Source organism: Spirosoma sordidisoli, assembly GCF_004138325.1.
Classification (GTDB): domain Bacteria; phylum Bacteroidota; class Bacteroidia; order Cytophagales; family Spirosomataceae; genus Spirosoma; species Spirosoma sordidisoli.
This window is the reverse complement of sequence record NZ_SBLB01000009.1, coordinates 38,629-60,814: the sequence shown is the minus strand read 5'-3', so window position 1 is coordinate 60,814 and position 22,186 is coordinate 38,629. Positions and strand designations below refer to the sequence as shown.

19 protein-coding genes are annotated in these 22,186 nt (G+C 56.1%); 14 read left to right on the top strand and 5 right to left on the bottom strand.

Annotated features, from left to right (window positions below):
• Nucleotides 1-12: 12 nt before the first annotated feature.
• Nucleotides 13-915, bottom strand: a complete 903-nt coding sequence (locus tag EQG79_RS25850; RefSeq protein ID WP_077922922.1) for a helix-turn-helix domain-containing protein — start codon at nt 913-915, stop codon at nt 13-15.
• Between the two features lie 271 nt (nt 916-1,186).
• On the opposite strand from EQG79_RS25850, the gene EQG79_RS25845 reads away from it, so the two are divergent.
• The 3 genes from EQG79_RS25845 to EQG79_RS25835 all read left to right on the top strand — a co-directional run bounded on the left by EQG79_RS25845 (nt 1,187) and on the right by EQG79_RS25835 (nt 4,666).
• Nucleotides 1,187-1,669 carry a nuclear transport factor 2 family protein gene (locus EQG79_RS25845; RefSeq protein WP_129605526.1) on the top strand — a complete coding sequence of 161 codons (483 nt, stop codon included), beginning with the start codon at nt 1,187-1,189 and terminating at the stop codon, nt 1,667-1,669.
• A gap of 254 nt (nt 1,670-1,923) precedes the next feature.
• Nucleotides 1,924-2,379 carry a (2Fe-2S)-binding protein gene (locus EQG79_RS25840; RefSeq protein ID WP_077922921.1) on the top strand — a complete coding sequence of 152 codons (456 nt, stop codon included), beginning with the start codon at nt 1,924-1,926 and terminating at the stop codon, nt 2,377-2,379.
• Nucleotides 2,380-2,413: 34 nt separating this feature from the next.
• Nucleotides 2,414-4,666 carry a xanthine dehydrogenase family protein molybdopterin-binding subunit gene (locus tag EQG79_RS25835; protein WP_129605524.1) on the top strand — a complete coding sequence of 751 codons (2,253 nt, stop codon included), beginning with the start codon at nt 2,414-2,416 and terminating at the stop codon, nt 4,664-4,666.
• A 507-nt stretch (nt 4,667-5,173) separates the two neighbouring features.
• Here the strand turns inward: EQG79_RS25835 and EQG79_RS25830 are convergent.
• The 3 genes from EQG79_RS25830 to EQG79_RS25820 form a co-directional block, all read right to left on the bottom strand.
• On the bottom strand, nt 5,174-5,920 hold the full coding sequence (locus tag EQG79_RS25830) for a hypothetical protein (RefSeq protein ID WP_129605522.1): 747 nt from the start codon (nt 5,918-5,920) through the stop codon (nt 5,174-5,176).
• A 68-nt stretch (nt 5,921-5,988) separates the two neighbouring features.
• On the bottom strand, nt 5,989-6,300 hold the full coding sequence (locus EQG79_RS25825) for a hypothetical protein (protein WP_077922918.1): 312 nt from the start codon (nt 6,298-6,300) through the stop codon (nt 5,989-5,991).
• Between the two features lie 112 nt (nt 6,301-6,412).
• On the bottom strand, nt 6,413-6,712 hold the full coding sequence (locus EQG79_RS25820) for a hypothetical protein (protein WP_129605520.1): 300 nt from the start codon (nt 6,710-6,712) through the stop codon (nt 6,413-6,415).
• 371 nt (nt 6,713-7,083) lie between these two features.
• Here EQG79_RS25820 and EQG79_RS25815 point away from each other — a divergent pair, with 371 nt between their 5' ends.
• From EQG79_RS25815 to EQG79_RS25790, 6 genes are all read left to right on the top strand, one after another.
• Nucleotides 7,084-8,118: a LacI family DNA-binding transcriptional regulator gene (locus EQG79_RS25815; protein ID WP_129605518.1), complete on the top strand. Its 1,035-nt coding sequence runs from the start codon at nt 7,084-7,086 to the stop codon at nt 8,116-8,118.
• A gap of 165 nt (nt 8,119-8,283) precedes the next feature.
• The gene (locus EQG79_RS25810) at nt 8,284-9,282 is read left to right on the top strand and encodes an aldo/keto reductase (protein WP_129605516.1); all 999 of its coding nucleotides are present in this window, start codon (nt 8,284-8,286) and stop codon (nt 9,280-9,282) included.
• 217 nt (nt 9,283-9,499) lie between these two features.
• Nucleotides 9,500-10,237, top strand: coding sequence for a helix-turn-helix domain-containing protein (locus EQG79_RS25805; protein WP_240699452.1), 738 nt, complete (start codon nt 9,500-9,502; stop codon nt 10,235-10,237).
• Between the two features lie 184 nt (nt 10,238-10,421).
• Entirely contained in the window at nt 10,422-11,585 is a 1,164-nt protein-coding gene (egtB, locus tag EQG79_RS25800; protein ID WP_129605512.1) for an ergothioneine biosynthesis protein EgtB, read from the top strand.
• A gap of 14 nt (nt 11,586-11,599) precedes the next feature.
• Nucleotides 11,600-12,559 (top strand): L-histidine N(alpha)-methyltransferase, encoded by a 960-nt coding sequence (gene egtD / locus EQG79_RS25795; RefSeq protein ID WP_129605510.1) that lies wholly within the window; start codon nt 11,600-11,602, stop codon nt 12,557-12,559.
• A 292-nt stretch (nt 12,560-12,851) separates the two neighbouring features.
• Nucleotides 12,852-13,286: a response regulator gene (locus EQG79_RS25790; RefSeq protein WP_077922913.1), complete on the top strand. Its 435-nt coding sequence runs from the start codon at nt 12,852-12,854 to the stop codon at nt 13,284-13,286.
• An 8-nt stretch (nt 13,287-13,294) separates the two neighbouring features.
• Here EQG79_RS25790 and EQG79_RS25785 read toward each other — a convergent pair whose 3' ends face one another.
• Nucleotides 13,295-16,717, bottom strand: a complete 3,423-nt coding sequence (locus EQG79_RS25785) for a HEAT repeat domain-containing protein (protein WP_129605508.1) — start codon at nt 16,715-16,717, stop codon at nt 13,295-13,297.
• Between the two features lie 280 nt (nt 16,718-16,997).
• Here EQG79_RS25785 and EQG79_RS25780 point away from each other — a divergent pair, with 280 nt between their 5' ends.
• From EQG79_RS25780 to EQG79_RS25760, 5 genes are all read left to right on the top strand, one after another.
• On the top strand, nt 16,998-19,094 hold the full coding sequence (locus tag EQG79_RS25780) for a TonB-dependent receptor plug domain-containing protein (RefSeq protein WP_129605506.1): 2,097 nt from the start codon (nt 16,998-17,000) through the stop codon (nt 19,092-19,094).
• 15 nt (nt 19,095-19,109) lie between these two features.
• On the top strand, nt 19,110-19,745 hold the full coding sequence (locus EQG79_RS25775; RefSeq protein WP_077922910.1) for an HmuY family protein: 636 nt from the start codon (nt 19,110-19,112) through the stop codon (nt 19,743-19,745).
• A 111-nt stretch (nt 19,746-19,856) separates the two neighbouring features.
• Nucleotides 19,857-20,195: a DUF6686 family protein gene (locus EQG79_RS25770; RefSeq protein ID WP_129605504.1), complete on the top strand. Its 339-nt coding sequence runs from the start codon at nt 19,857-19,859 to the stop codon at nt 20,193-20,195.
• 13 nt (nt 20,196-20,208) lie between these two features.
• Entirely contained in the window at nt 20,209-21,078 is an 870-nt protein-coding gene (locus EQG79_RS25765; RefSeq protein ID WP_240699451.1) for a heme/hemin ABC transporter substrate-binding protein, read from the top strand.
• Nucleotides 21,079-21,081: 3 nt separating this feature from the next.
• Nucleotides 21,082-22,185 (top strand): FecCD family ABC transporter permease, encoded by a 1,104-nt coding sequence (locus EQG79_RS25760; protein WP_240699450.1) that lies wholly within the window; start codon nt 21,082-21,084, stop codon nt 22,183-22,185.
• The last annotated feature ends 1 nt before the right edge of the window (nt 22,186 follow it).

Below are 22,186 nucleotides of genomic sequence, written 5' to 3'. Positions count from 1 at the left end.
TGGCCTTTCCCCTTACTTGTACTGAAGGGTTCGATACTCGTTGGGCGATTGCCCCACCCGTTGCCTGAACAAACGGTTGAAATGCTGCGGATACGTGAACCCCAACTCGTAGGCGATCTGGCTGATCGATTTGCCGGGGTCAAAGAGTCGTTCCTTAGCCAGATCGATGAGTTTCGTCTGGATGTATTCCTGCGCGGTTTTACCTGTTTCTTTCTTGATGAGGTCGCCAAAATAGTTGGCCGACAGGTTTAGCTCGGCGGCACAAAAGGCTACCGTTGGTAAGCCGGTGGTCTGGGGTTTGTCGGACTGAAAATACGCGTTCAACAACGTCTCAAACCGTTCCAGTATCCCTTTATGCACCGTTTCCCGGGTGATAAATTGCCGATCGTAAAACCGGCTGCAATAGCCCAGAAACAGCTCAATCGTGGCGACGATCAGTTTTTTGCTGTGCTTGTCAATGGCGTGTTGTAATTCAAACTCGATTTTAGCGAAGCAGTCCAGCACCAGCTGACGCTCCCGCGCCGACAGGTGCAGGGCTTCGTAGGACTGGTAACCGAAGAACGTGTATTCATGTATGTGCCGACCGAGTGACGTACCATGAATCAGGTCCGGATGAAAGACCAGCGCAAACCCTTTCGGCTGGTAGGTTGCCCCGTTGCTGCTAACGCCCGCCACCTGTCCGGGCGCCATGAATACCAGTGTTCCTTCCTGGTAGTCATAGGTATGCCGCCCGTACACCAGGTCCCCGCAGTTGACATCTTTCAGGAATATGGTATACAGGCCAAAATACATCCGCGAACCCTGACGCGGAGCGGCCTTCGACAGATCAACGACGCTGACCAGGGGGTGAAGCGTTTCATGATTGTTGAAGATGTTGTAGTCGTTTACCGTTTCAAATCGCTGCAGGGTATCCATAGCGTGGATCAGTTTCATCGACAAAAGTAGGGCATTCCCCCTCTCCCCACTTTACCCGTGAACCCGGATCGGTAATAATGGTAAGAAAGTCCGTAATCCGTATACCTGGCCGAAGCAGAACAAGCCAGACCTTTGCCCGAGAGAAGAGTGAAAGCCAGGGTAACGGTTGGTTACCATATTGGCGAATAGTTCCACAAACCAGGCAACGTACATGCACGCAGAAAATCACCTCCGCTCCCGTTCTATCAGTCAGCCGACGACAAAATTGAGTATGATCCCATTTTTTCTCGCCCTGTGTTGTCTCTCGTTAGGTGTGCCGGGAGTTCTGGCTCAGGTAACCCACCTAAGCGCGGGTGTAACCAGCCGGCCCCCTGCCGAACAGGAACTCATTGCGCTCTCGAAACAGAAATGGCAATGGATGGCCGACAAGCAGATCGACAAGCTGGCCCTGCTTTTCGATGACAAAGCGAAGTTCGTTCACATGAGTGGAACCTGGAAAAAAGACGAAGAACTTGACATCATTAAAACCGGCAGCATCTGGTATAAGAACGCCGAGGTGCATGATGTAGCGGTAGAGCTGTTCGACAACACGGCTATTGTCTGGAGCCGCCTTAGGCTGGATGCCATCGTTCGGGGTGCCGAGGTCAGGACCGAGTTCACAGCGACTGAAGTCTACCAGAAACAAGCCAGTACCTGGAAAATGACAGCCCTAACCTTTTCCAGTGTGCGCGACACCCATCAAATAAAGCATTGACGCGACATACGGTCGGTTATGTGAAGATCGGTAGGCGTATGGCGAACAGGAAAGCAGAGAAATCTGATTATCTTTAACCAAATTTTTTCTTCCATCGATCTGACTATCAGCCCATACGACACGAACTAACGTTCAGCCTGCATGCAAATGTCCGGTCGGACGGCCGCTGTCGGGCCAGACCAGATTCCATTCAATGACGAATCGAGCGGCAGTACGGTTATCCCCTCGTTCCTAATCATCCTTACGTTTTAAACATGGCAAAGTACAGTCTTAAAATCAACGGTAAAAGCAGGCTGGTGGACGTAGACCCATCCACGCCTGTGTTGTGGGTACTGCGCGACCACCTCGACCTGACCGGCACCAAATACGGCTGCGGTATGGCCCAGTGTGGCGCCTGCACCATCCATCTCGACGGAACGGCCGTCCGCTCCTGCCAGCTGCCGGTTTCGGCGGTTGGCAATCAACCCCTTACCACAATTGAAGGCTTATCGGCAAAAGGTGACCATCCGGTGCAAAAAGCCTGGCAGGAACATGACGTGGCCCAGTGCGGCTATTGTCAGGCGGGGCAGATTATGAGTGCGGCTTCGCTGCTGAAGGTGAACCCGAACCCGTCCGATGCGGATATCGATACCTACATGAGCGGGAACATCTGCCGGTGTGGTACCTACGTCCGCATTAAAGAAGCCATCAAATCTGTTGCCAGGAAGTAAGCTGGTTATTGGTAACCCCTAAACAAAACCGACCATGAAAACCAGCCAAACAACCTACAACCGACGTTCTTTTCTTAAAGCCTCCCTCCTATCCGGTGGCGGCATGATGCTCAGTGTGAGCTGGCTCGCCAACGCCAAAGCGGCCGATAAACTACAGGCGCTCAACCTGCCCCAACAGTGGACCCAGCTGAACGGCTACATCCAGATTACCCCCGATAACCAGATCAAACTAATCTGTCCCAACCCGGAGTTCGGGCAGAACGTAATGACGTCGCTGCCGATGATGATCGCCGAAGAACTGGATGCCGACTGGAAAAACGTGGTCGTGGAGATGGGTCCGCACGACAACGCGAAACTAGGCCCTCAGTTCTCGGGCGGCAGTAACTCGGTTCGTATGTACTGGAAACCCCTGCGCGAAGCAGGTGCCGCTGCCCGCCAGATGCTGTGCGAGGCCGCTGCCCAAACCTGGAATGTGCCGGTTGGGGAAGTGACAACCAAAGCGGGGGTGCTGTTGCATGCGAGCGGGAAGTCCGCGAAATACGGCGAAATGGCCAGCAAAGCGGCTACCCTTCCCGTGCCCAAAGGGATGAAACTGAAAGCCCCTAAGGATTTTACCATTGTCCGAAACTCGAAGAAAAATGTGGAGGGGTTAAAAGTCGTTACCGGCAAACCCCTGTTCGGCCTGGACTACCGGGTAGACGGTATGCTGATTGCCATGATCCAGCATCCACCCGCCTTTGGCATGAAGCTTAAATCGTTCGATGCCACGCAAGCCCTCAAAATGCCGGGGATCAGGGATGTGTTCAGCCTGAAGTTGTACGAAGATGGTTTTGAGCAGGGCGGTTTCGATACCCGCTCGTTCAACGATATGGTAGTTGTAGTGGGCAAAACCACCTGGGAGGTAATGAACGCCCGCAAAAAACTGCAACTGGACTGGGAGCCCATTGGCGATACCAAAGACACGATGATGGGCCGGGGCGGCAAACAGGAAGTTGTGGTTCCAGGTGAGCTGGAAAGCACCAGCGCCCAGCTTGAAAAAATGGCCGCCTGGGCCAAAAAGCCAGCGAAACAATTGCGGAAAGACGGAGATCCCGAAACGGCGTTCAAAAATGCGGCTCAGGTTATCGAACGCACCTATAACGCACCCTTTCTGGCCCACAACTGCATGGAGCCGATGAATTTCTTTGCCCATGTGACCGACGAGAAGGCGGTAGTAGCCGGACCACTACAGGCACCGGGCTGGTCGGAGCCGACCCTGTCAAAGCTGCTGAACCTTCCTGCCGATAAGATCGAGATTCAGATGACGCGCATGGGTGGCGGGTTTGGTCGTCGGGCCTATTGCCAGTATATGTACGAAGCGGCCCTGATCTCAAAACGAACCAAGGCCCCCGTCAAACTCATCTACACCCGCGAAGATGACATGACCTATGGCATCTACCGGCCTATGTACACCGCCACCTACCGGGCAGCTCTGGATGCCAACAAGAACCTGATTGCTTTCCATGTGAAAGGGGGCGGCATACCCGAACATCCGATACACGCCAACCGTTTTCCGGCGGGCGCTGTCGATAACTACCTGGCCGAGGGCTGGGAGATTCCAACCAATATCACGATTGGCGCTTTCCGCGCACCGCGTTCCAACTTCAACGCGGCCGCCGAGCAGTCGTTCCTCGACGAAGTAGCCGAAGCCATGGGCATAGACCCCATCGAGTTACGGCTGGAGTTGCTGAAGCGGGCCAAGGACAACCCGGTTGGTAAAAACAACGAATATGATCCCGATCGGTACGCGGGCGTGCTCAGGCTGGTTCGCGATAAATCGGGCTGGAACAAACCAGGCAACGAGACGTATAGCCGGGGGGTAGCTGCTTACTTCTGTCATAACTCCTACGCAGCCCACGTCGTCGATATGGTCAGCCGGGATGACCAGCCCTACGTAGAGCGCGTGTTTAGCGCCATGGACTGCGGCATCGTGGTGAACCCGGATTCGGCTAAAAACATGGTGCAGGGAGCCGTAGTCGATGGGATAGGCAATGCGCTTTATGGGTCACTGACGCATAAAAACGGAGCCGCTGAGCAAAACAATTTTCACAATTACCGCCTGATTCGGCACAACGAGGCTCCCAAACAAATTGAGGTCTACTTCGTCGACAACGACCTCGACCCTACCGGCCTGGGCGAACCCCCCTTCCCGCCGGTGTTTGGGGCGGTGGCCAACGCGCTGTACAAAAAAGAAGGAAAACGGTTTTACAACCAGCCGTTCCAGCCTGACATCAAGAAACGGGCCTAACCCGGCTGAACCGTTTTTTTGCGCCGGAATCGATTGGTTCGATACCGGCGCTTTCCGTTAATAGCGGATAACCTGTTAATCCAAATAAAAAGGTTTCTCTTTACAATAGATGAAGGGTGATTACGACGTGAAAGCCAATCAGATAATGGGTTTCTTCTCCCCCGCCCCTAAGAGATTTTTTGGGGAAGCTTTTTGCTATGCTGTGCACCCCCCAGCCCCCTAAAGGGGGAGCTCATTCGGCGGAGCTAACTCCCCCTTTAGGGGCTGGGGGGTGTAAAAGGCAGCCCATCTAGCCGACTAACGTCCGCAAGTATGTTCCCCAAACAAGCTCTAAAGGGGCGGTCGGCCGCTGCCGGAGAAAAAACGGCGGGTCTAACTCCCCCTTTAGGCCGGGCCGCCGTCGCGGGGCTGGGGGGTGAACAGCTCAATCAGTCCAGCAATCCCTGTGAATTGTCGGTTCATCGCGTCAACTGCCTCCAGATGCATCGCCCGACGGGAGCGATACAACTAAGCCGGCATCAGAACCGTACCCTCAGGGGGCTGTTCCTCCCAGAATGCACACAGCGTTTGTTTAAGCGGAAAAACCAACCCATGCAAAGCAATCTGCGTCCGGTAGGTCTTGTACTGGGCAACCAGCGCCGGATACAATCGAAGCCGGGCCGATTCCAGAGGCTGGATATCGAACAGAGCCGTTACGTCCGGATTGGTTACCCTCATTACATCTTCCCCGGTCAGTTGCGGACGATAGGGGCTCCTTTCGGGCTGCACAGCTCCCAAACACGTATGTAGATAGTGCCCATAAGCGGCCAGCCAGAATGCCAGTCCAGCCGTAGCATGCCCCTGATTCAACTCTTGCGTCAGAACAGGAAGCAGAAACGTGGGTAAGACAGAAGCCCCTTCGGCACATAAGCGCTGTAGCGAATCCGTATCTACCGTTTCGGCAAACTGGTTCAAGAGCTGATCAACCCAGGCGCTCTGATCCGCGTCTGAAACCACGTTGTCGGTAGCCCCATCGAAGCGAACGACAAAGGAGTGCAAAAAGGAGTGATATAACCCGCCGGAACGTATGTCAGCCGTTGGTTCAGCCAAAACAAGTGGATAAGCCAGCCAGGTAAACGCGGCAGCCCGCATCGACTGGTCTGTATCGCCGACGGTCTCAATCAATTGTTCAACACCGTCGGCTGCGGGGCTATATCCCGGCAGGTTGGCGCCAGTCCTGTCTACGGTCAGCAACTGATTTATAAGTGTCAACATAGCTGGGACAGTTTTAGGTGGATAAATCCGGTAGGACCAAATGAGTCTTTTCGGCTGGTAAGTCAACCCTAGGCAAACAGGCTTGGCCGATGTAGGTCACCAACCGGCAGCCAGCCTGCATCCCGACGGCGAAGCGACTGGGCAATGGTGATGATCCGGTTGCCCTGATCGCCCTGTTCCCCGATGCTGGCCTGTTCGTAGTTTTGCTGGCGGGATGGTTCCCAGTCGAATAACTCCGTCTTGGAATCGTAGATACCAACCGGCTTCCGTTTTTTGTCAGCGGCCAGTTTATGCAGCACCGATTGAGCCTCGGTCTGTGTGTTGCAGCCAACATGATGATACTGCTCGTTGAGCAGGTAAAGCACTGAAAAACGTTTCATGACTTGGTTGTTCAATAATGAGTGAGCACGACCACAACGGACCGACAAACTGGAATACCAGTGTCAGCCTGTCTGGAGTGAAAATTGTAGTTACATGCTGGTAGAAAACGAACTAGGCGTTTTCCTGCTGGGCGCGAAACCGATCAAGTCCGATTCCTGTGGTTTGGGGCACTTTAGAGCCTACTCGGGAGGAAAGCGTACGAGAGCTGACAGCCGGCCTCAAAACGGATAGCTGGGGTTGGCCCGGTTGCTGATCGGCGGGCAGCCAGTTGCTGCCAAATGGGTTGCCACTGCGGGCGAGCGCTTCAAAAACCTGCACCTGTGTGTTAATAAAGGTCAGTAGCGTTTGTTGAAGCGGGTTGGCCAGCTTCGTCGGGCGAAGGCTGGTCCTATGTGTTTGTGTAAATTTCATAATCGGTAACGTTGTCGGTCGGGTCGCTGGCTTCCTTTCCCATCAGGATGGTGAAGCGAAACAACATCGGCTTTGGTCTTTGCTGGATTCGGCCGATCCCACCCGGTTTCGGGCGGGCCACTCGCAACTGTCTTGTTGTCAAGTGTTCGTCAAAGTAACGGCATCGTTGCGTCGAAAGTTTAATCGTTTAAACCTAAATAGTACAACAAACCTAAATTTCATTATATAATACGACAAATCTATAAAAATAGTACAATTAAAATGAGCATTTTAGAATTTTTCATTGAAGTTTCAGAGCCTGCAAACTTTATATGACCGTTTATTAGTTTAAACGATTAAACTAATTTGTTGCATTTTATTTTGTTGTTGGCATGCAAAAGAAGACCTCTCTCAAAGACATTGCTCAGGTCGTAGGCGTATCTACAGCCCTGGTATCGTACGTACTCAACAACAAGAAGGAAAACCGCATCAGCAAGGAGGTCGCCAAACGCATACGACAGGTTGCCAAGGACTTAAACTACCAGCCCAATCAGATTGCCAAGAGCCTCAAAACGAGCCGGACCCGTACGCTGGGGCTCATTGTGGCCGATATAGCGAACCCCTTCTTTGCCACACTGGCCCGGTACATCGAAGACGAAGCCGATAAACACAACTACACCGTCATATTTGCCAGCTCCGACGAAAACCCGGATAAGTGCCAAAAACTGATTACGACCCTGCTCAATCGCCAGGTCGATGGCCTGATTCTGGCCCCTCCCGCCGGGGTAGAGTCGCAGGTGATTGATCTGCAGAAGAAAGGCATTCCGCTGGTACTGGTAGATCGGTACTTTCCGGACATCCGAACCAGCTATGTGGCCCTCAACAACTTTCAGGCCATGTACACGGCTGTCGGCCACCTGGCCAAAGCCGGTTACCGCAGGGTTGGCATGATCACCCTCGACACTGACCTCTTCCACATCACCGAGCGAACGAGAGGGTATCTGGCTGCTCTTCAGGACAACCATCTCACCACCCGGCGCAGCTGGCTCAAATCGATTGGCCCATCGAACCTGCCAGCCGACGTAGCCAGAACCCTGCAGGCCTTCACTACTGGCCCCCAGCCGATAGAAGCCGTTCTGTTCGCATCAAACGTGATCGCTATGGCGGGCCTGAAAGCCATTAAATCGTTGTCGGTAGCCGTCCCCAACGAGCTGGCGGTGGTCTGTTTCGACGAGACGGATGCCTACGGACTTTTCGACACGCCCCTCACCTACATTCGTCAACCCGTTCAGGAACTGGGCCAGCTGGCCGTTTCGGTCCTTCTCGACACACTGGCCATACCGAGCCAGATTACCCAGATCAACCTGGATGGTCAGTTGATTGGGCAAGCCTCCACCCAGCCGGTCTCCATCCTGCTCCCCGACTAAAGTGAATACGATTTCCAGACCTGCGCAGGACGCAGCACGTTCGGACCAGACTCGGCCAAACTGCTCCTGAGTTGTTATTTGAATTTCGTAACTTTCTGTTTGTATTTCGTCCTTTTACGACGCTGGGGCCTGGTAGCTTTGTGTCAAATTTTAACCCCCTATGGTATGAGTACAACCCGTCAAAAACGCACACTGGGAACGGCCGGTCTCGAGGTATCAACCCTTGGCCTGGGCTGTATGGGCATGAGCTTTGGCTACGGGCCTGCTCAGGACACAAACGAGATGATCAAGCTGATTAGGTCGGCCGTCGAACAGGGCATTACCTTTTTCGATACCGCCGAAGTGTACGGACCGTACGCGAACGAAGAGCTGGTCGGTGAAGCGCTTGAACCGTTTAAGGGTCAGGTTGTCATTGCCACCAAATTCGGCTTTGCCATTCAGGATGGGAAGATGGCAGGCCTCAACAGCCGCCCCGATCACATCAGAGCCGTTGCCGACGCATCGCTCAAGCGGCTGCGGGTCGAGGTGATCGATCTGTTCTACCAACACCGGGTCGATCCCAACGTACCGATCGAAGAGGTGGCGGGTGCCGTTCAGGACTTGATACAGGCGGGTAAGGTGAAGCATTTCGGACTGTCGGAAGCGGGTGCCGGCACCATCCGGCGGGCCCATGCGGTACAACCCGTAACGGCGCTTCAGAGTGAATATTCGCTCTGGACCCGCCAGCACGAGCAGGAAATCATCCCGACTATCGAGGAACTGGGCATCGGTCTGGTGGCTTACAGCCCGCTCGGAAAAGGGTTTCTGGCGGGTAAGATCGACGAACGTACCCGGTTCGCAGCGGGCGATATTCGCAACACGCTGCCCCGCTACACCGAAGAGGCCCGCGTGGCTAACAAGGCGCTACTGGATCTGATCGATCAGTTTGCGAAACGCCACGAGGCCACACCGGCTCAGATTGCCCTGGCCTGGGTACTGGCCCAAAAGCCCTGGATCGTGCCGATACCGGGAACAACGAAGCCGCATCGCCTGACCGAAAATATTGGCGCTGTGGCTGTTCAGCTAACCGCCGAAGAACTCGCCGATATCGAAGCGGCTACCGCCCGGATCGATGTGGTGGGCGCCCGGTACACGGAGCAGATGGAGAAATCGACCGGTTTATAAACCAGCTTACGCGGTCGGAACAGTGGCACTGTTTCGACCGCAATTTTCTAACTCCTTTCCAGTTTCTTATTCCTGGTCAATGGCTAACCTACCCAAACCACAGCCGACAGCGGGCAATTCGACAGATTTGACGTTGAGGGGCTTTAAAGTCTATGAGGTTAACCTGCCCGCCACAAAACCGCACCCGCACAGCCGCCGGGACTTTTACAAAATCGTTTTGAGTACGGGACACCTGATCATTCACTATGCGGATCGGCGCATTGAAGTCAACGGCACGTCCTTATTTTTTGCTAATCCGATCGTTCCCTACTCGGTAGAACGACTCACCGACCACCAAACGGGACTTGCCTGTGTGTTTACAGAAGACTTTCTGAAACCAACCGATCGTTCAGCGAGTTTGCAGCAGTCGCCCCTGTTCAAAATCGGGGGTACGCCCGTTTTCGCGCTGACCGATGACCAGGCGGCTACCATGACGGCGCTCTTTCAGAAAATGCTAGCGGAACAGGCTACCGACTACCCGTTCAAAGGCGAATTGATTCGCACATACATCAACCTGATCATTCACGAAACGCTGAAACTGCAGCCCTCGAACGATCTGGTCAGACCACAAAATGCCTCATCGCGTATAGCGTCGCTATTCCTCGAACTGCTGGAGCGGCAGTTTCCCATCGAAAACCCTAACCACCCGCTTACCCTCCGTACGGCCCACGATTACGCGCTGCAGTTATCGATTCACGTAAACCATTTGAACCGGTCCGTTAAGGAACATACGGGACGACCCACAACGGCTCACATTGCCGACCGCGTCATCAGCGAAGCTAAAGCCCTGCTGCAGTTTACGGATTGGAGCATCTCGGAGATTGGGTACGCGCTGGGCTTCGATTACCCCACCCACTTCAATAACTTCTTCAAAAAAATGACCGCCACAACTCCCAAAGCATTCCGGTCCCAATAAACCCGAATCAGGCACGTTTAACCCGATGCTGTAGGTCAGGGCAAACCGTATCTAATCATCTGATTTACTACAGAACAGACCAGTGATGGCGAGCTATAGCGTCTTTTCACGATCGGGGAAATGCGTTTTTTGGGCACCACCCGCTCCCAAAGCGGGTTATGTATGAAACGTTGAATTTTCCCGCATGCACCTGTCCGAACGATACAGCCAGTTGAGGGCCCGAAGCGAAGCCATTTGTCAGGGTCTGCAACCCGAAGATCATGTTGTACAACCCATAGTCGATGTGAGTCCGCCCAAATGGCATCTGGGGCATACGACCTGGTTCTTTGAAACATTTATTCTTATCCCCTTTGCCGCTGATTACAAGGTATTTGACCCCAGTTATCCGTACGTATTCAACAGCTATTACGAGTCGGTGGGGGCCCGGGTGGTCCGAACCGACCGGGGCAACCTGAGCCGTCCGTCAGTGGCTGACGTGATGGCGTACCGGGCCCATGTCGACAGGGCCATGCAGGCCTTTCTAACCCAACCGGCTCCTTTATCCGACTCGCTGCGGGCAACTATTGAACTGGGCATCAACCACGAAGAACAGCACCAGGAACTGCTGATCACCGACATCAAATACATCCTGGGTCATAACCCGCTCATGCCGGGCTACAGCACCTCGTACCCAAAACCGGACGTCCCAGACTGCCAGCAGCCGGACTGGATCTCCTTGCCGGAGGGCGTTTACGAGATGGGTGCCCAGGGCGGTGAGTTCTGCTTCGACAATGAACTGAACCGGCATAAGGTGTATCTGGCCGCCTATCAGGTTCAGTCTCAGCTGGTCAGCAATGCCGATTATCTGGCGTTCATCGAAGCGGGCGGCTATTCGGACTTTCGGTTCTGGCACGCAGAAGGCTGGGAATGGGTTAAAAGCAAGCCGATCAAGGCCCCCCTCTACTGGCACTGGATCGATGGTAGCTGGTACCACTACAGTCCGGAGGGGCTTGTGCCGCTGCCGCCCCACCAGCCCGTCTGTCACGTCAGCTATTACGAAGCCTGGGCGTATGCGCAGTGGCGCGGGTTGCGCCTGCCCACCGAGGCCGAATGGGAAGTGGCTCAACGCCTGTTTCAGTGGGGCCCGCGCTGGGAATGGACCGAAAGCGCTTACCTGCCTTACCCCGGCTTTACGAAGGCAGAAGGGGCCATTGGCGAATATAACGGCAAGTTCATGGTCAGTCAGATGGTGCTTCGGGGGGCTTCAGAAGCAACCACCCCCGGTCACAGCCGGCCCACCTACCGTAATTTTTTTCACCCTCCTTTACGCTGGCAGTTCACAGGTATCCGCCTGGCCAGATCCATATGACAGATTCTACTGGTATGCAGCTTACTCAAGTTGACAGCGCCTTTCGTCGGGATGTCATCCGCGGTTTATCCGCCAGCCCGAAATTCCTGCTGTCGAAATACTTTTATGATGCCAGGGGCGATGCCTTGTTTCAGCAGATCATGCGCTGCCCGGAGTATTACCTAACCCGGGCCGAAGAAGAAATTTTACGGGACAACAGCAGGGATATTCTACGGGCCTGTACCGCTCTGCACCCCACGTTCGATATCGTTGAACTGGGAGCGGGCGATGCCTCAAAGACCACGTACCTGCTGCGGGCCGCCATGGACCTGACATTTAGCAATCGCTACGTGCCGATCGATATTTCGGCCAGCATGGTTGAGCAACTTACGCAAACATTACCGGCACAGCTCCCGGGTCTGGCGGTCGACGGCCTCGCGGGTGAATATTTCCCGATGCTGGCCCAACTGAAGAACAACGGACCAACCCCCAAACTGGTGTTGTTTCTGGGAGGAACCATCGGGAACCTCCTGCCAACCGAAGCCATCGGGTTCTGCAAGGAACTAAACAGCTACCTGAAACCGGGTGATTACGCGCTGATGGGATTCGATCTGCGAAAGGACCCACAGACCATACTGAATGCTTATAATGACAGGGGCGGACTGACCCGCGCGTTTAACCTGAACCTGCTGCACCGGATCAATGAGGAACTAGGGGGTACGTTCGACCCGGCTGATTTTGTTCATTTTCCCGTGTATGACCCCGTAACCGGAGCCTGTAAGAGCTATCTGGTCAGCACCCGCCGGCACGACATCCGCCTGGACGACGGCACACGTTTCCAATTTGAAAAAGACGAGCCGATCTACATGGAAATCTCACAGAAATACACCCAGACGCAGATTGCTGAACTGGGTCGTGAAGCGGGTTTCGAGCCGATACAGACGTACATAGATAGCCAGCAGCGGTTTACGGATGTGCTCTGGAGAAAACCCTGAACTACTGCCATTAGACCCTGGCTTCCTGTGGGTTATACCGTAGTTGACCACCTATAGTTAGCCCAGCCTTGTTTTCCCAACGGGGAAGCCGGGATGGCAGGGCTGGGCCATTATTCGTCACATACAGCCAAATAGGGGCCCTTCTGAGCCAGACCCGGACGAATACGGGCGACGTTATGCTTCCGGCAGCAAAGCACGCACAGGCAGTCTGCCACTTAGTAGATAATTGGCCATTTCCCTATCAATTCTGAACGCATTGGGTTCTGTATGCACAACGAAGAATTGAAAACGTATGGAAGTAAACGGTCCTATCATCTGTATTGACGACGATACAGATGACGAAGTGCTTTTAACCCCTATTCTCAACGAAATTGCCCCGCTGAGTCCGGTCATTTTTTTCAGCAGTGCCCAACGCGCGCTCGACTACCTGAAAACAACCAAAGACCGGCCCTTTTTGATCATCTCAGAAGTCAGCCTGCAGGAAATGAGCGGAATCGAGCTGCGCCAGCTGATCGAAGAGGATTCAGCCTTGCGCAAACGCGCGATTCCGTTCATTTTCTTTACCCATCCAGTTTACAAACACCTGGTCGAAGAAGCCTATGAGCTAACCATACAGGGATTTTTTGAAAAGCAGCAGAGTCAGCAGGCCATGCGTTCCCAGCTACAGGCTATCGTGGATTACTGGTCTAACTGCCTGCACCCCAACCGGTTTACCGAGGAAGACTAACCCACCCCCTACTTGTCGTCCTGTAACGTAGCCAGAAAACTGACCACGTCCCGAATCTCGCGTTTGGTGAGCAGGTACTTCATGTCCGGCATACTCGACGGCGAATCGGTGCGGGTCACTATCTGGCTTTTACTGATCACGGCATCGGGCTGATCACCGGCCTTGATGGTCAGTTCGGTGGCCGTTTCGCCCTGAATGATACCGCTGATCGTCTTGCCGTCTTTCAGCGCGAGCGTGGTCGTGCCAAAACCGGGAGCCAGCCGCGCGCTGGGGTTGATTACGGCTTCGAGCAGTTGTTCGCGGGTCAGCCGCCGGGCTACCCCGTTCAGACGCGGACCGGCATTACCACCCAGGTCATCGTAGGCATGGCACCGGATGCACTGTGCCGTCTGGTGCCGCATGAAGATCCGGCGTCCTTTATCGGGTTCACCCCCCAGCAAACTGCCCTTGTACGACGCCATGACCGCATCCGCCGACAAACGGCCGGTGATGGTTTTGTAACGGCTGGCCAGTACCGGCGATCGGGTGCTGGCAATGGCTTCTTCCAGTTCCAGGCTGATTTCGGGCGAGAGCGTTCCACCCTCCAGTTTGGTCAGCAGTTGATTAAACACAGTCTGCGTGTTGGCAACGGGCAGTTTGCCCAGCGTCAGCAGAGCCGCCTGCTTCTCTTCGACGGGTTGATTGTTGATTACGTCGGTCAACAGGCTGGTGATGCGGTCCTTTGCCATGGTGGTTTTTCCAACCAGATCCAGCGCGGCCACCCGTACCTGTTTGTCTTTATCGGCCAGACCCAGCTCAATGGCACTGCCAATTTTAGGGCTGTTTAGCCCCGCCAGCGCCCGCAGCGCTTCGACCCGAATCGTGGCCGAAGCATCAGTTTTGAGCCGGTCCAGCAGGTTATCCGACGCCTGGGCCAGACCCAGCTTCTGGATGCCCCGCACCGCGCTGAGCCGTAAATTCTGATCCGAATGGGTCAGCAGCTGGGTGTAGGTAGCTGCCGATTTGGTCTTTACCAGGTTGGCGTCCCGTACGGCCGGACCCCGATACCGCCCGTCGACGCGGTCCAGCACCGACGGCTTTGACCAGGTACTGAGCGCATCGAGGGCATCGGCCCGCATCGCAACGGGGGCTCCTTCCCGGCTGGCAAAGCTGATCAGCTGCTGCATGGCCGCTGGCGTTCCTACCCGCAGGTTGGCACTGATAGCCCGACGAAGCAGTGGCTCATTCGTGAAACGGGTCGTGGTCAACAGATTGCCCAGGGCAGGTAGTGCACCCGGAATAGACAGGTCGTCGTTGATACCCCGGGCGGCTTCGGTAACGATAAACTCATCATCGTCGGCCAGAAAATTGGCAATGCCGGGATGGCTCAACCGCCGAAGGGCCACCACAGCCGCAATTCGTACCCCCCGCGACGGGTGCTTAGCCAGCGCTACGACCGGCTCTGCCTTGCCGATCCGGGCCAGCGCCAGACTACCCGCATGACGCAGGTACGCGTCTTTGTCGTTGTTGGCCGCCAGCATGGCAATGATCGGCTGAATAGCGGGTTCATAGGCCATCCGACCGAGGGCCTCGGCCGCAAAGAACTCCACCCGTTCGCTCGGATCGCTTAGCAACGGCAACAGCGACGGGGCGGCTTCGGCATGGCGACCATCGCCCAGCCATTTGGCGGCCTGTGCTTTGATTTCAGGGTCTTTATCCGTCAGCAGGGGCACCAGCTGCTGGGCGTATTTCTTATCCTGCCGGGCCAGCTGGCCGATACCCCATATGCCGTGAATGCGGGCCAGCTGATCGGTAGTTTGCCGGATGGCTGCGCTGAGCACCGGAGCGCCTTTAGCCCCGCGCTTCACCAGCTCGAACTGAGCTTTCTGGCGCACGCGCATGTCGGGATTCCTGAGGTAATCGCCCAGTTGGGTTTCGGACACGCGGGCGAAGTTCTCGGCCAGCAGCTTTTTGGTCAGCAGCCGTTCGGCCGAGCCGGCCCCATCTTTATCGTCGAGTTTCCAGATCCGACCGTAGTCTTTGGAGTCCCAGCCGTTGATCCAGTCGGCTACGTACATGGCTCCGTCGGGACCGAAATCGATCCCGGTGGCCAGCACATTGCCCAGTATCTTTTTATGTTCACCCAGCTCGAAAGAGGCTCCTTTGGGCTTCAGGCTAAACATATGAATACCCGACCGGGCCGGGCTACCCACAAACTCGCCAATGAAAAACTTGTTCTTATAGGCCGGACTCAGCGCCGTACCCGGGTTGAACAGCATACCCGTTGGCCCGCTGACAAAGTTGGCGATGGTCGGCGTAAAATAAGCGGCCTGACCGTCGAAACGGGGTTTGTACATACCCTCGTCCATCCAGACTTTGTAGGTATTGTTGTTCGGGTCGCGGTATTTACCGTACTGCCAGTTGCTGCGCCAGCCGGTATCGGAGCCGTTGACGATGTATACGAGCCGTTCGCGTTCGCCGGGGTGATCGCCGTCGTTGTCTTCGCTGATCAGGTTACCGAATTGGTCGAAAACGAATTCGTGGGTGTTGCGAACGCCGTAGGCAAACACCTCGAAGTCACTCCCATCCGGATTCGACCGGACAATGACGCCACTGTTAGGATGCTCCCACTTTTTACCGTCGGGACCTTTGCCGTTGAAACCGATATCCCCAATCTGCCAGTAGATACGCCCGTCGGGGCCCATCTTGATGCTTGACATCCCGTGGCCACTGAAGCCGACGTGGACCCCGTAGCCGTGCGAAATGGATTTTTTCTCGTCGATGATGCCGTCGCCGTTTTTGTCTTTCATGCGCCACAGGTCCGGCGCTACGGCTACGTACAGATCGTTGCCATCGGCCATCACGCCACCGGCAACGTCGGTTACTTCGTCATGAAAATCACTGACGACCCGTTTCGACAGATCAGCCAGTCCGTCGCCCGAAGTGTCTTCGAGCCGGTAGACATGTTCACGCTCGATGGTCAGATCCCGCCAGTCGTGCGAGCCGTCGCCGTTGAGGTCTTTCAGCCATTCGTTTTTCTTGCTGTTTGCGGGCGACAGCACCTGGCGCAGAAACGCCTGCCGATCGGCTACATTCTGCAGCCGGTTCGATTCGATTTCCCAGTCCTGGTGCCCCCGAATGTCGAATTCTGAGTTTTTCTGGCGGTTGGTACGGGTGTAATACAGCCGGCCCTGGTCATCCATATCGATGGCTATCGGGTCTGCTACCAGTGAGTCGACCCCCCATATTTTCAGGGTCAGACCGCTGGCCAGCTCGGGCGAAACCTGGGCTTCGATGGCTTTCGCCTGCGTGGTGAGTTGTTCGGGGGTCAGGCGTTTGATGGCTGACCCGATCGGATTTTCTTTAAAGCCTACCAAGACCAGTAATGGAGTGAGCGCTATGCCTGCACACCCCGCAATCGTTCCTATTCGGTTTCGTCTGAATGTCGTCATGGAAAAAGTAACTACGCACTATTTACAATCTATGTATCAAGTTCGCATTCGACCTTCTTTACTGTTCAATCCCAAAATCGTTAGCTAATTCATTCAAACCAGAAAACTATCGACTTGTATCTATACCAATTCGAACATTGTTTGTAATAATTCTAAATAACTCAGTTTTTATTTGGATTAATTTTAAATAAGGAATACGTTTGCAGCGAACCTTTGCAGTAATGATCCAGGCAAATGCTGGATTCACCTGTATAACCACCTCACTGCCAACCTATTCACCATGCTATCGATTCTACTTCTTCTGGCCATTGAGCAGGTACCGGACCCGGTAGTTGACACGAGTCGTACCCAACAGCTGGACCCCGTTGTCGTTACGGCGACCCGGACCGAGCGGCAGGTTGGCTCGCTGCCGATGCCGGTTACCCTGATAGGCCAGCGGCAGATTCGGCAATCGGGGAGTTTGCGGCTGAACGATATTTTACGGGAGCAGACGGGCCTGGCTATTGTCAACGACCACGGGCAGGGGCTGCAGGTGCAGGGGTTCGGACCGGACTATACCCTGATTCTGGTGGATGGCGAGCCATTGGTGGGCCGTACGGCCGGTACGCTCGAGCTGAGCCGGTTAACAGTGGGTAATATCCGACAGATCGAAGTAGTTAAAGGTCCTTCGTCCAGTCTGTACGGCTCCGAAGCCCTGGCCGGCGTGGTGAACATCATCACCGCCAATCCGGCGGAGGGAATGCGGGGTAGCCTTTCGGGTCGGTACGGTGCTAACCAGACCAGCGACCTGACCACCGATGTATCCCTGCGCTCCGGCAAAACCGGTCTTTACCTGTTCGGCAATCGGTACCAGTCGGGTGGCTACGACCTCAGTCCCGAAACGCCGGGCACCACCGTGTCTCCCTTTCTGAACTACACCGCCAGCGGGCGGCTCACCACGAGCTTCGGTCCCCGCCTGAAACTGGGCATATCGGGTCGATTCTTTACGGAACAGCAGGACAACTCGCTGGCCACCGTTGATCAGCGGCTAGTCTCGGGCACCGGCCGGGTTCGTGACTACTCCATAAACCCGGTACTGACCCAGCAGCTTACGGACACCTGGAAGCTGACCTACCGCTATTACCACACGGGTTACTCTACCACCACAAAACTGGCCTATCAGGATACCCAGGCTCCCTACGACGACAGCTATTTTCGGCAAAACTTCGACCGGGTAGAGATTGTCACGGAGCGCACCTTCCGAAACCGGCACTACCTGACGCTGGGAGCCGGCTACATTGGCGAAGGCGTGGAAGCCACCCGCTATCCCGGCCGCCAGCAGTTCAGCACCCGCTACGGACTGGCTCAGTTCGAGTGGCAGCCGTCGACCCGACTGACGTTCATTGCGGGAGGCCGCTTCGACGCCCACAGCCAGTATGCCTCGCAGTTCAGCCCTAAGTTATCGGCCCGTTATGAGCTTAATCAAACCCTGGCCATACGGGCTAGCGCAGGCGTTGGGTTCAAGGCGCCCGATTTCCGCCAGCTCTATCTCAACTTCGACAATGCGGTGGCGGGGTACAGCGTGTTTGGCACTCAGGAGGTGGGCGCGGGTATCGCGCGGTTGCAGCAACAGGGTCAGATTGCCGAAATCCTGATCGATCCGGGCCGATTTGGGGCCATCCGGGCAGAGAGTTCAGTGGCGGTTAACCTGGGGGCGGTGCTCGACCTGCGCAAAGCCTACGACATCCCCGTTCGGATCAGCGCAAATCTCTTCCGAAACGACATCCGCGACCTGATCGAAACCCAGGTCGTGGCCCGCAAAACCAACGGGCAAAACGTGTTCAGCTATACCAACCTCAGCCGGGTATACACCCAGGGCATCGAACTGGATGGCAGCTACCGAATCGAACTGGGCGGCTCTCAGCTAACGGTCAGCAGTGGGTATCAGCTCCTCGAAGCCAAAGACAAGGCCGTGGTGTCGAGCATCCGAAACGGGGACGTGTTCCGCCGGAATCCGGAAACCCTGCTTACCGAACGGGTCAACCTGTCAGACTACGGCGGGCTGCTGAACCGGTCCCGGCACATGGCCAACGTAAAGCTCTTCTATGAGCTGACCAAATCCGGTGTTTCTGCCTCGCTGCGGGGCATCTACCGGAGTCGCTACGGCCTGGCCGACCGGAATGGCAACCTGATTCTGGACGAAGCCAGCGAATATATCCAGGGATACACGACCTGGCACCTGACAGCCGCCAAGACCATTAAAAAGATCACCCTGCAGGTCGGGGTCGATAACCTGACGGGCTATACCGATCCGTCATTCATCCCCACCCTCGCCGGGCGGCTCTGGTACGCCAGCCTGCGCTGGGACTGGGCCACGACGAAAAGCAAATCCAATTAATCAGTACATACTCTTATGAAAACTACGTATCCCGTTTTACTCCTGGCAGCCGCTATGTCCCTGCTCCTGGCCTGTAATGACGACGACACCGCTACCAACCCAGTGCTGCCGGTACAGGCGCAGACGGTAACGAACCTGCCCGCCGACCCGACCACCCCCAGTTCAACGACCGGCCAGCCACCGCTCAGCACCGGCAAATACACGCTGTTCAACCTGAGAGATAACAAAACCGTAGCCAATACCGACTCGGCCAGTACCAAATGGGACATTGGTTTCCGGGGTACATCGATCATCGTCAACGGTGGCCCGATCCGGTCTGGCCAGGGCGGAGCCTATGTGCATACCGGCACCTTCGATGAACTGACTACCCTACCCACCTCGGCCACGTTCGCGCAGGATCAGAGCCCATCGAGTCTGGCCATTCCGGCGGTGTCGGGGGCGGGCTGGTATAATTACAACTCCAGCACCAACCTGGTTACGCCGATTCCTGGTCGGGTGCTGGTGATTCGTACGGGCGACAACAAGTACGCCAAGGTCGAGATCCTGAGCTATTACGAGAACGCACCTGCCGCGCCGACTTCGGCCAACCGGTCTCGGTTCTACACCTTCCGGTACCTGTACCAGCCCGACGGTTCCATGAAACTCAACTAACCCCGCCCCGGCGGAATCCCAAAGTCCTCGGCGTGGCAGCCAGCCCGGTTCGTGATCTGTACTGGCTGCCCGCTTAGGCACAAACCACTCAACAGAACGACGCTTACCGCTATGAACCACAAACACCACTTCCGAAGTTTTGCGCAGAACGAGTTTGGGTATATAGGCATGTGTGAAGATTGCCGCGTGGTCAATGTGGCGTTCAACAACTCGCTCTTCTGCCTGTCTCTTGACCAGTTCGATGCATTTGCCGAGATGATTTTTGACCGGCTGGCCATGCAGCCGTTCGGTACGACCCACGGGAAGGAACTGCTCCTGCCTACGCCCATGCCGAATTACTTCCTGCTTTTTTCGGAAGACGACCTGGCAAACCTCTGCGCCTTACTGACCGAAGCCGCCCCGGTTCTGGAAGCACAACGTATTCTTGATCTGAGTCAGCGACTCTCCTAACCATCCTCTGATTATGACGGCTGTTTCTCAACCAACAACCCTTCTTCGCCGGCTGGCGCGCTGTGTATTCGCGTTGTTCATGGCAGTACCGCTGGCTACATCGGCGCAGGTACCCCGCATCGTCTCGCTCGACGGAACCGTCAGCGAAATTCTGTGTGAGCTGGGGCTACAGGATCGGCTGGTGGGCGTCGACGTGACGAGCACCTATCCCGAAAGCCTGCAAAAGCTCCCTAAAGTAGGTCACAACCGAACCGTTTCGGCCGAGGGCGTGCTGGCCCAGCAACCGACACTCGTGCTAACGACCGAAAAAGCGGGTACCAAACCGGCCGTGCTGGACCAGCTACGGGCGGCCGGGGTGCAGGTAATCACCTTCGAACAGGAGTTTTCGGTGGAGGGCACCAAAAAGCTGATTACCGATATAGCGGCTACCTGTCGGGTATCCAGCAAGGCCCGGGCCGTTGTCCGGCGGCTGGAGTCGGATATGGCCCGGGTTCAGCCGGCGCCGGGTCGGCCCAAGGTCCTGTTTATTTACGCCCGGGGAGCGGGAACCATGCTGGTAGCAGGCCGGGGAACACCGGTCGAGAAGATGATCGAACTGGCCGGTGGCCAGAACGCTACCCGCCAGTTCGATGAGTTTAAGCCCTTAACGACCGAGGCTCTCGTGGCTGCCAACCCAGATGTTATTCTTCTCTTCGACAGTGGGCTCGAAAGTTTAGGCGGGGCCCGGGGCTTGCTCGATATTCCGGGCGTGGCCCAGACCAACGCGGGGAAGCAAAAACGATTGGTGACCATGGATGGCCACCTGCTCACGGGCTTTACCCCCAGGCTGGGAAAAGCCATCAGCGAACTGGCCCGTAAAATCAGCCCCTCTGGCTCGCTCTGACCGATGGCAACCGAACAGCTATTCACCGACCAGCCAATAGCCCGCATGCCGATTACCCGGACCGGCGCGCTGCCGGCCGTGCGCCGACCCTGGCTCCTGCCGGTGCTGGTCGCGGGCCTGCTGGCTACCGTTCTGGTTTCGGCCGGGGTCGGTGCGGTATTCATTTCGCCTGCCGAGGTGCTGGCCATGGCCGGCCATCATTTTGGACTGGCTGCGGCACCTGACGAGATGAAAACGGTAATCCTGACCACGATTCGCCTGCCGCGGGTCTGTCTGGGTCTGCTGATCGGGTCGGGGCTGGCGGTAGCGGGAGCGGCCATGCAGGGCTTGTTCCGCAACCCGCTGGCCGACCCTGGGCTGATCGGTATTTCATCGGGAGCCTCGCTGGCCGCCGTTTGCATGATCGTTCTGGAACTTACCCTCTTTCAGCAGCTGGGTGGCCTGCTGGGGTATTATGCCCTATCGCTGGTTGCTTTTCTGGGCGCCTGCGGTACTACCCTACTCGTTTACCGGCTGGCCCGGGTAGCCGGGCAGTCGGTCGTGACGACCATGCTGCTGGCCGGTATAGCCATCAATGCGCTGGCGGGGGCGCTGACGGGGCTGCTAACCTACCTGGCCACCGATGATCAGCTACGGACCATCACGTTCTGGTCGCTGGGCAGTCTGGGCGGGGCTAGTTGGACCACCGTGCTGGCGCTGCTACCCTTTACGGGGGTGGTTCTGGTTGGTTTGCCCCGGCTAGCCAAGTCGCTCAACCTGTTATCGCTGGGCGAAAGTCAGGCAACCATGCTGGGGGTGAACCTGACGGGCCTGAAGCGCCAGGTGATCGTGCTGAGTACCCTAGCCGTGGGCACTTCGGTAGCCGTGGCGGGCATCATCGGGTTTGTCGGCCTGGTCATTCCCCACCTGATCCGGCTGGTTGCCGGAGCTGATCATCGGCGGGTTCTGATCGGGTCAGCGCTGGGCGGGGCTACCGTGCTGACCGGTGCCGATGCCCTCGCCCGAACCATTGTGGCCCCGGCTGAACTGCCCATCGGCATCCTGACCGCCTTACTTGGAACGCCCGTATTTCTCTGGATGCTAATCAACGAACGAACCCGCTCCTGAC